The sequence below is a fragment of the Streptomyces sp. NH27 genome (genome assembly GCF_056859195.1).
In genome coordinates this window covers 1-9020 of sequence record NZ_JACEGK010000322.1, presented here as the reverse complement: position 1 = coordinate 9020, position 9020 = coordinate 1, and the positions used below count along the sequence as shown (strand labels likewise).

Here is a 9020-nt window from a genome sequence, read left to right as displayed (position 1 = left end):
GACGCCGCCCAACCCCGCACCTTCGCCACCTTCGTGAACTGCCTCCCGGCGGGCTGATTGTCGTACCGCCCCCTCACGCGTCGAAGCCGTACTCCAGCACGTAGGACGCCGCGTCCAGCGCCATCTCGTTGACCTCGACGGCGTGCCCGTCATCCATGAAGGCCGTCCGGCAGACGAGGATCACCGGCGTGCCCGTGGCGAGCTCCAACCGCGCGGTCTCGTCCGCCGAGGGCATACGGGAGCGGATCTCCTCGCGGAAGTGCACCGGCTTGCGGCCGAGTTCGGCGAGCCGCGCGTAGATCCCGCCGGGGCCGGTGTCGCCCTCGGAGACCTGGCCGACGAGCCGCCCCCGGCCCGGCGCGGCGGCGGCTCCCGGCGATCGAACGGCGGCGCCCTACTCCCAGCGGAAGAAGCGGCCCGCCGCAGCCAGGCCGACGACTGCCCACACCGCGAGGATGCCGAGGTCGGACCAGGGGATGCCGGCGCCGTTTTGGAGGACGTCGCGCAGGCCGTCGGAGAGGGCCGAGATCGGCAGCAGCTTCAGGACGTCCTGCACTCCGCCGGAGAACTTGGTCATCGGGACGATCACGCCGCCGCCGACCAGCAGGAGCAGGAAGACGAGGTTCGCGGCGGCGAGGGTGGCCTCGGCCTTGAGGGTGCCGGCCATGAGCAGGCCGAGCCCGGAGAACGCGGCGGTGCCGAGCAGGAGGAGGAGCAGGACCGCGGCGGGGTTGCCGTGGGGGGACCAGCCGAGGGCGAAGGCGATCGCCACCAGGAGGGCGACCTGGAGTGCCTCGGTGACCAGGACCGAGCAGGTCTTCGCGGTCATCAGCCCCCAGCGCGGCAGCGGCGAGGCGCCGAGGCGCTTGAGGACGCCGTAGCGGCGCTCGAAGCCGGTCGCGATGGCCTGGCCGGTGAACGCGGTGGACAGCACCGCGAGCGCGAGGATGCCGGGCGCGAGGAAGTCCACGGACTTGCCGGGGCCGGTGTCCACGATGTCCACCGCGCTGAAGAGCACCAGCAGCAGCGCCGGGATCACCACGGTGAGCAGGAGCTGCTCGCCGTTGCGCAGCAGCATCTTCGTCTCCAGCAGCGCCTGCGCCCGGATCATCCGGGACAGCGGTGCCGCGCCGGGCGCGGGGGCGAACGCGCCGGCCCCTTCGCCGGTGACGTGCGCGGTGTCGGTGGTGACGCTCATACCCGCAGCTCCCTGCCGGTCAGTTCCAAGAAGACGTCCTCCAGGGTGCGCCGCTCCACCGCGAGGTGGTCGGGCATGACGCCGTGCTGGGCGCACCAGGAGGTGACGGTGGCCAGCAGCTGCGGGTCCACCGTGCCCTCGATGCGGTACGAGCCGGGGGACAGCTCGGTGGCGAGGGAATCGGCGGGCAGGGCGTTGAGCAGCGAGGCGAGGTCCAGGGCGGGGCGGCCGGTGAAGCGCAGGGTGTTCTCGGCGCCGCCGCGGCACAGCTCCTCGGGGGTGCCGGCGGCGATCGAGCGGCCGGCGTCGATGATCACCACCTGGTCGGCGAGTTGCTCGGCCTCGTCCATGAAGTGGGTGGTGAGCACCACGGTGACGCCGTCGGCGCGCAGTTCTCGGACCAGGTCCCAGGTGGCGTGCCGGGCCTGCGGGTCCAGGCCGGCGGTGGGCTCGTCGAGGAAGACCAGTTCGGGGCGGCCGACCACGGCCATGGCCAGCGCCAGGCGCTGTTGCTGGCCGCCGGACAGCCGCCGGTAGGTGGTGCGACCGCAGCCGTCCAGGCCGAGCCGCTCGATCAGCAGCGCCGGGTCGACGGGGTGGGCGTGGAGCGTCGCGGCGTGCCGCAGCATCTCCTCGGCGCGGGCGCCCGGGTAGACGCCGCCGGACTGGAGCATCACCCCGATCCGCGGCCGAAGCTCACCACCCTGAGTGACCGGGTCGAGGCCGAGGACGCGGGCGGTGCCGCCGTCGGGGCGCCGGTAGCCCTCGCAGACCTCGACGGTGGTGGTCTTGCCCGCGCCGTTGGGGCCGAGTACGGCGGTGACGGAGCCGCGCGGCACCGTCAGGTCGAGGCCGTCGACCGCGGTCTTGGTGCCGTACCGCTTGACCAGACCGGTCACCTCGACCGCGGACTCGTTTCGCATGCCGACGAGTCTAGGGAGCATCGAGGGGCGCCATGGCGGCAGGGCGGAAACCGGTCTCCCCGAAAGTTGCCCCAGGGCCCCACCCGGCCGCCCCGGCCTCGAAGTGAGGTAACCCTAAGTGATGTAGCCCACCGTGTAGGCGAAGGGCCGAGCTTGCCCCTGCTCGCCGAATTAAGCAACAATGGCGTTGTGAAATACGTAGGCGGTGCTGCCCGCGAGGCGGCGGAGGAGCAGACGACCGGTGAGCGGCGCACCCGCAACCGCGTCGCCAGCTCCATCCTGGGCCACGGGCCCTCCACCGCCGCGGACCTCGCCGAGCGGCTCGGCCTCACCCAGGCGGCGGTGCGCCGCCACCTGGACGCCCTCGTCGCGGAGAACATCGTGGAGCCCCGCCAGCAGCGGGTCTACGGCAGCCGTGGCCGAGGCCGCCCCGCGAAGGTGTTCGCGCTCACCGACTGCGGCCGGGACGCCTTCGATCAGGCATACGACCAGCTCGCCGCGGACGCGCTGGGCTGGATCGCCCAGTCCGCGGGCGGCGGCGAGCAGGGCGAGGCCGCGGTCACCGCGTTCGCGCGGGCCCGGGTCGCCGCCCAGGCCGAGCGGTACCGCGAGCTGATCAACGCCGCCGCGCCCGACGAGCGGGCACAGGCGCTTGCCCGCGCCCTGACCGCGGACGGGTACGCTGCAACAGCGCGTAGCGCCCCCGGCCCGGCCGGGGAGCAGCTGTGCCAGCACCACTGCCCGGTGGCCCACGCCGCCGAGCAGTACCCGCAGCTCTGCGAGGCGGAGGCCGAGGTCTTCTCCCGCCTGCTCGGGACCCACGTCCAGCGGCTCGCCACCATCGCGCACGGCGACGGGGTGTGTACCACGTTCATCCCGCAGGCCCACCAGGGCCGGACCGCCGCGGCACCCGAGGAACCGGCAGCACCCGCACCGCCCGCACGACCACCCACCGCACCACCCGAGCCAGCCGCGGAATCCGCGCCCCCCGCAGGATTCGCGGCACCGGCACCGGTAGCAACATCAGCAGCATCCGCACGCACAGACCATGCACCAGTCAGCACGTCCGGGAGGAACCCCGCATGACTGCTCCCACGGAGACCACTCACCCGGAGCTCGAAGGCATCGGCACCTACGAGTACGGCTGGGCCGACTCCGACACCGCCGGCGCCGCCGCCAAGCGCGGTCTGTCGGAGGACGTCGTCCGCGACATCTCCGGCAAGAAGTCCGAGCCGGAGTGGATGCTGAAGATGCGGCTGAAGGGGCTGCGGCTGTTCGGCAAGAAGCCGATGCCGACCTGGGGCTCGGACCTCACCGGTATCGACTTCGACAACATCAAGTACTTCGTGCGGTCCACGGAGAAGCAGGCGGAGTCCTGGGAGGACCTGCCCGAGGACATCAAGAACACCTACGACAGGCTCGGCATCCCGGAGGCGGAGAAGCAGCGTCTGGTCGCCGGCGTCGCCGCCCAGTACGAGTCCGAGGTCGTCTACCACCAGATCCGCGAGGACCTGGAGGAGCAGGGCGTCATCTTCCAGGACACCGACACCGCGCTGCGCGAGCACCCGGAGCTGTTCCAGGAGTACTTCGGCACCGTCATCCCGGCCGGCGACAACAAGTTCGCCTCGCTGAACACCGCGGTGTGGTCCGGCGGCTCGTTCATCTACGTGCCGAAGGGCGTGCACGTGGAGATCCCGCTCCAGGCGTACTTCCGGATCAACACCGAGAACATGGGCCAGTTCGAGCGGACCCTGATCATCGTCGACGAGGACGCGTACGTCCACTACGTCGAGGGCTGCACCGCGCCGATCTACAAGTCGGACTCGCTGCACTCCGCGGTGGTCGAGATCATCGTCAAGAAGGGCGGCCGCTGCCGCTACACGACCATCCAGAACTGGTCGAACAACGTCTACAACCTGGTCACCAAGCGCGCCGTCGCCTACGAGGGCGCGACCATGGAGTGGGTCGACGGCAACATCGGCTCCAAGGTGACGATGAAGTACCCGGCGGTCTACCTGATGGGCGAGCACGCCAAGGGCGAGACGCTCTCCATCGCCTTCGCAGGCGAGGGCCAGCACCAGGACGCGGGCGCCAAGATGGTGCACATGGCGCCGAACACGTCGTCCAACATCGTCTCCAAGTCGGTGGCGCGCGGCGGCGGCCGCACCTCCTACCGTGGCCTGATCGAGATCGGCGAGGGCTCCTCCGGCGCGAAGTCCAACGTGCTGTGCGACGCCCTGCTGGTCGACACGATCTCCCGCTCCGACACGTATCCGTACGTGGACGTGCGCGAGGACGACGTGTCGATGGGGCACGAGGCGACCGTCTCCAAGGTCTCCGACGACCAGCTCTTCTACCTGATGAGCCGCGGGATGACCGAGTTCGAGGCCATGGCGATGATCGTGCGCGGCTTTGTCGAGCCGATCGCCAAGGAGCTGCCGATGGAGTACGCCCTGGAACTGAACCGGCTGATCGAGCTGCAGATGGAAGGCGCGGTCGGCTGACCCGGGTCACCCCGACGCCGCCCGCCATCCCGCACCGATCGAAGTAATCCAAGAGGAGCAGCAGTACACCCATGGCCGAGAACACCCCTGCGGGCAGCACCACGGACGGTGCCATCACGGTGGGGCAGCCGACCGAGCAGCCCGCCGACGCCCGGGTCAGCGCCGCCCCGTCCTACGACGTGTCCGACTTCCCCGTGCCGAACGGGCGCGAGGAGGAATGGCGCTTCACGCCGCTGGCGCGGCTGCGCGGCCTGCACGACGGCACCGCGGAGGCGACCGGCTCGCTGCGGGTCGAGGTGACCGCACCCGACGGCGTCATCGTGCAGACCGTGGACCGCACCGACCCGCGGGTCGGCAAGTCCGGCAAGCCGGTGGACCGGGTCGCCGCCCAGGCGTTCAGCGCCTTCGAGAAGGCGTCGGTGGTCAGCGTCCCCAAGGACGCCGTGCTCACCGAGCCGATCCGGATCGCCGTGCACGGCGAGGGCGGCGTCGCCTACGGCCACCAGGTCGTGGAGGTCGGCTCGTTCGCCGAGGCCGTGGTGGTGCTGGACCACACCGGCGACACCACCCTCGCCGCCAACGTCGAGTTCCTGATCGGCGACGGCGCCAAGCTCACCGTGGTGTCCGTCCAGGACTGGGCCGACACCGCCGTGCACGTCGCCCAGCACACCGCGCTGGTCGGCCGTGACGCGAGCTTCAAGTCCGTCGTCGTCACCTTCGGCGGCGACCTGGTCCGGCTGCACCCCCGGGTCGTCTACGGCGCCACCGGCGGCGAGGCCGACCTGTTCGGGCTGTACTTCACCGACCGCGGCCAGCACCAGGAGCACCGCCTCTTCATCGACCACGACACGCCGCACTGCCGGTCCAACGTGGCGTACAAGGGCGCGCTCCAGGGCCAGGACGCGCACGCGGTGTGGATCGGCGACGTGCTGATCCGGGCCGCGGCCGAGGGCACCGACACCTACGAGCTGAACCGCAACCTCGTCCTCACCGACGGCGCCCGGGTCGACTCGGTGCCCAACCTGGAGATCGAGACCGGCGAGATCGTCGGCGCCGGACACGCCTCCGCGACCGGCCGGTTCGACGACGAGCAGCTCTTCTACCTGATGAGCCGCGGCATCCGCACCGAGGACGCCCGCCGCCTGGTGGTGCGCGGCTTCTTCGGCGAGCTGGTCCAGCAGATCGGGCTGCCCGACCTGGAGGAGCGGCTGATGGCGAAGATCGACGCGGAACTGGAGGCGGCGGTCGGATGACCAGCACCGTGCCCTTCGTCCGCGTCTGCGCGCTCAGCGAGTTGGAGGACGACACCCCGCGCCGGGTCGAGATCGACGGCGTGCCGATCTCGGTGGTCCGCACCGAGGGCGAGGTGTTCGCGATCAACGACATCTGCTCGCACGCCAACGTCTCGCTCTCCGAGGGCGAGGTGGAGGACTGCCAGATCGAGTGCTGGCTGCACGGCTCCAGCTTCGACCTGCGCACCGGCAAGCCCTCCGGACTGCCCGCCACGCGGCCCGTCCCCGTATACCCCGTCAAGATCGTTGGGGACGACGTGCTCGTCTCCGTCACCCAGGAGTCCTGAGTCACCCATGGCCACGCTTGAAATCCACGACCTGCACGTCACCGTCGAAGCCGACAACGCCACCAAGGAAATCCTCAAGGGCGTCGACCTCACCGTGAAACAGGGCGAGACCCACGCCATCATGGGCCCCAACGGCTCCGGCAAGTCCACCCTGGCCTACTCCCTGGCCGGGCACCCCAAGTACACCGTCACCGGCGGCACCGTCACCCTCGACGGCGAGGACGTGCTGGCGATGACCGTCGACGAGCGGGCCCGGGCCGGCGTCTTCCTCGCCATGCAGTACCCGGTCGAGATCCCCGGGGTGTCGGTCTCCAACTTCCTGCGCACCTCCGCCACCGCCATCCGCGGTGAGGCACCCAAGCTGCGTACCTGGGTGAAGGAGGTCAAGGAGACCATGGAGCAGCTGCACATGGATCCCGCCTTCGCCGAGCGCAACGTCAACGAGGGCTTCTCCGGCGGCGAGAAGAAGCGCCACGAGATCCTCCAGCTCGAACTGCTCAAGCCGAAGATCGCGATCCTCGACGAGACCGACTCCGGCCTCGACGTCGACGCCCTGCGGATCGTCTCCGAAGGTGTCAACCGGGTCCGCGAGCGGGGCGAGGTCGGCACCCTGCTGATCACGCACTACACGCGCATCCTGCGTTACATCAAGCCCGACTTCGTGCATGTCTTCTCGGCCGGCCGGATCGTCGAGTCCGGTGGCGCCGAGCTCGCCGACAAGCTGGAGGAAGAGGGCTACGAGTCCTACGTGAAGGGTGGCGCAGCCGCGTGACATCGACCTCGCCGATCGGCAGGGTGCCGGCCGGCCTCCTCGACACCGAGGCGATCCGCAAGGACTTCCCGATCCTGGACCGCCTGGTCCACGACGACCGCCGCCTGGTCTACCTCGACAACGCGGCCACCTCGCAGAAGCCGCGCCAGGTGCTGGACGCCCTCAGCGCGTACTACGAGCAGTCCAACGCCAACGTGCACCGCGGCGTCCACGTGCTCGCCGAGGAGGCCACCGCGCTGTACGAAGGCGCCCGCGACAAGATCGCCGCCTTCATCAACGCGCCCAGCCGCGACGAGGTGATCTTCACCAAGAACGCGTCGGAGTCACTGAACCTGGTGGCGAACATGCTGGGTTGGGCCGACGAGCCCTACCGGGTGGACAGCGACACCGAGATCGTCATCACGGAGATGGAGCACCACTCCAACATCGTGCCGTGGCAGCTGCTGTCGCAGCGCACCGGCGCCAAGCTGAAGTGGTTCGGCCTCACCGACGACGGCCGGCTCGACCTGTCCGACATCGAGCAGGTCATCACCGAGAAGACGAAGATCGTCTCCTTCGTGCTGGTGTCCAACATCCTCGGCACCGTCAACCCGGTCGAGGCGATCGTGCGCCGCGCCCAGCAGGTCGGCGCGCTCGTCCTCATCGACGCCTCCCAGGCCGCCCCGCACATGCCGCTGGACGTCCAGGCGCTCGGCGCGGACTTCGTCGCCTTCACCGGCCACAAGATGCTCGGCCCGACCGGCATCGGCGTGCTGTGGGGCCGCCAGGAGCTGCTGGAGGACCTGCCGCCCTTCCTCGGCGGCGGCGAGATGATCGAGACCGTCTCGATGCACTCCTCCACCTACGCGCCCGCGCCGCACAAGTTCGAGGCCGGCACCCCGCCGATCGCCCAGGCGGTCGGCCTCGGCGCGGCCGTGGACTACCTCAACGCGCTCGGCATGGACAAGGTCGCCGCCCACGAGCACGCGATCACCGAGTACGCCCTTTCCCGGCTGCTGGACGTGCCCGATCTGCGGATCATCGGCCCGACCACCGGCGAGGACCGCGGCGCCGCGATCTCCTTCACGCTCGGTGACATCCACCCGCACGACGTCGGGCAGGTGCTGGACGAGCAGGGCATCGCGGTCCGGGTCGGCCACCACTGCGCCCGCCCGGTGTGCCTGCGGTACGGAATTCCTGCGACCACCCGGGCGTCGTTCTATCTGTACTCCACTCCGGCCGAGGTCGACGCCCTGGTCGAGGGGTTGGAACAGGTCCGGAACTTCTTCGGCTGATGGTGGTGCTGCTGTGAAACTCGACTCGATGTACCAGGACGTGATCCTGGACCACTACAAGCACCCGCACGGCCGCGGTCTGCGCGACGGCCAGGCCGAGGTGCACCACGTCAACCCCACCTGCGGCGACGAGGTCACGCTGCGGGTGCGGCTGGACGGCAGTGTCATCGGCGACATCTCCTACGAGGGCCAGGGCTGTTCGATCAGCCAGGCCAGCGCCTCGGTGCTCAACGAGCTGCTGGTCGGCAAGGAGGTCGCCGAGGCGCAGAAGATCCAGGAGACCTTCCTGGAGCTGATGCAGTCCCGTGGCCGGATCGAGCCCGACGACGCGATGGAGGAGGTGCTGGAGGACGCGGTCGCGTTCGCCGGCGTCTCCAAGTACCCGGCGCGCGTGAAGTGCGCCCTGCTGAGCTGGATGGCCTGGAAGGACGCCACCGCCCAGGCGCTGGCCGAAGGGAAGCCCGCATGACCAACAACACCGTGCCGAACGGCCTGAGCACCACCCCGGCCTCCGAGGAGGAGGTGCGCGAGGCACTGTACGACGTCGTCGACCCCGAACTGGGCATCGACGTGGTCAACCTCGGCCTCATCTACGGCATCCACATCGACGACACCAACACCGCCACCCTGGACATGACCCTCACCTCGGCGGCCTGTCCGCTGACCGACGTCATCGAGGAGCAGGCCCAGACCGCGACCGAGGGCATCGTGCGCGAGCTGAAGATCAACTGGGTCTGGATGCCGCCGTGGGGCCCGGACAAGATCACCGA

At 70.1% G+C, this 9020-nt stretch carries 10 protein-coding genes and 1 pseudogene; 8 read left to right on the top strand and 3 right to left on the bottom strand.

Features of this window, described 5'->3' with window-relative positions; all coding sequences use genetic code 11:
* Positions 1-73: 73 nt before the first annotated feature.
* From AC13HU_RS24015 to AC13HU_RS24005, 3 genes and pseudogenes are all read right to left on the bottom strand, one after another.
* Positions 74-331: pseudogene (locus tag AC13HU_RS24015) on the bottom strand (UTRA domain-containing protein); the annotation flags it as partial.
* A 63-nt stretch (positions 332-394) separates the two neighbouring features.
* Positions 395-1198 (bottom strand): ABC transporter permease, encoded by an 804-nt coding sequence (locus tag AC13HU_RS24010; RefSeq protein ID WP_483044012.1) that lies wholly within the window; start codon positions 1196-1198, stop codon positions 395-397.
* Positions 1195-2121, bottom strand: coding sequence for an ABC transporter ATP-binding protein (locus AC13HU_RS24005; RefSeq protein ID WP_483044011.1), 927 nt, complete (start codon positions 2119-2121; stop codon positions 1195-1197). The genes AC13HU_RS24010 and AC13HU_RS24005 overlap by 4 nt, the downstream gene beginning before the upstream one ends.
* A 189-nt stretch (positions 2122-2310) precedes the next feature.
* On the opposite strand from AC13HU_RS24005, the gene AC13HU_RS24000 reads away from it, so the two are divergent.
* The 8 genes from AC13HU_RS24000 to AC13HU_RS23965 all read left to right on the top strand — a co-directional run.
* Entirely contained in the window at positions 2311-3207 is an 897-nt protein-coding gene (locus AC13HU_RS24000; RefSeq protein ID WP_483044010.1) for a helix-turn-helix transcriptional regulator, read from the top strand.
* A complete protein-coding gene (gene sufB, locus AC13HU_RS23995; RefSeq protein WP_483044009.1) occupies positions 3204-4625 on the top strand; it encodes a Fe-S cluster assembly protein SufB in 1422 nt (473 codons plus the stop codon). Before AC13HU_RS24000 ends, sufB begins: the two co-directional genes overlap by 4 nt.
* A 71-nt stretch (positions 4626-4696) precedes the next feature.
* Positions 4697-5878, top strand: coding sequence for a Fe-S cluster assembly protein SufD (gene sufD, locus AC13HU_RS23990; protein WP_483044008.1), 1182 nt, complete (start codon positions 4697-4699; stop codon positions 5876-5878).
* Between the two features lie 8 nt (positions 5879-5886).
* Positions 5887-6204, top strand: coding sequence for a bifunctional 3-phenylpropionate/cinnamic acid dioxygenase ferredoxin subunit (locus AC13HU_RS23985; protein ID WP_483044014.1), 318 nt, complete (start codon positions 5887-5889; stop codon positions 6202-6204).
* A gap of 7 nt (positions 6205-6211) precedes the next feature.
* A complete protein-coding gene (sufC, locus tag AC13HU_RS23980) occupies positions 6212-6976 on the top strand; it encodes a Fe-S cluster assembly ATPase SufC (protein WP_483044007.1) in 765 nt (254 codons plus the stop codon).
* Between the two features lie 23 nt (positions 6977-6999).
* Positions 7000-8250 carry a cysteine desulfurase gene (locus tag AC13HU_RS23975; protein WP_483044013.1) on the top strand — a complete coding sequence of 417 codons (1251 nt, stop codon included), beginning with the start codon at positions 7000-7002 and terminating at the stop codon, positions 8248-8250.
* A gap of 13 nt (positions 8251-8263) precedes the next feature.
* On the top strand, positions 8264-8719 hold the full coding sequence (gene sufU, locus AC13HU_RS23970; protein WP_483044006.1) for a Fe-S cluster assembly sulfur transfer protein SufU: 456 nt from the start codon (positions 8264-8266) through the stop codon (positions 8717-8719).
* A partial coding sequence (locus AC13HU_RS23965) for a metal-sulfur cluster assembly factor (protein ID WP_483044005.1) occupies positions 8716-9020 on the top strand: 305 nt, incomplete at its 3' end. The genes sufU and AC13HU_RS23965, both read left to right, overlap by 4 nt.

Bases quoted from the DNA above. Each gene is read 5' to 3' on its own strand.
- sufC (WP_483044007.1), top strand. From the start codon at position 6,212: ATGGCCACGCTTGAAATCCACGACCTGCACGTCACCGTCGAAGCCGAC.
- sufD (WP_483044008.1), top strand. From the start codon at position 4,697: ATGGCCGAGAACACCCCTGCGGGCAGCACCACGGACGGTGCCATCACG.
- AC13HU_RS24005 (WP_483044011.1), bottom strand. From the start codon at position 2,121: ATGCGAAACGAGTCCGCGGTCGAGGTGACCGGTCTGGTCAAGCGGTAC.
- sufB (WP_483044009.1), top strand. From the start codon at position 3,204: ATGACTGCTCCCACGGAGACCACTCACCCGGAGCTCGAAGGCATCGGC.
- AC13HU_RS24010 (WP_483044012.1), bottom strand. From the start codon at position 1,198: ATGAGCGTCACCACCGACACCGCGCACGTCACCGGCGAAGGGGCCGGC.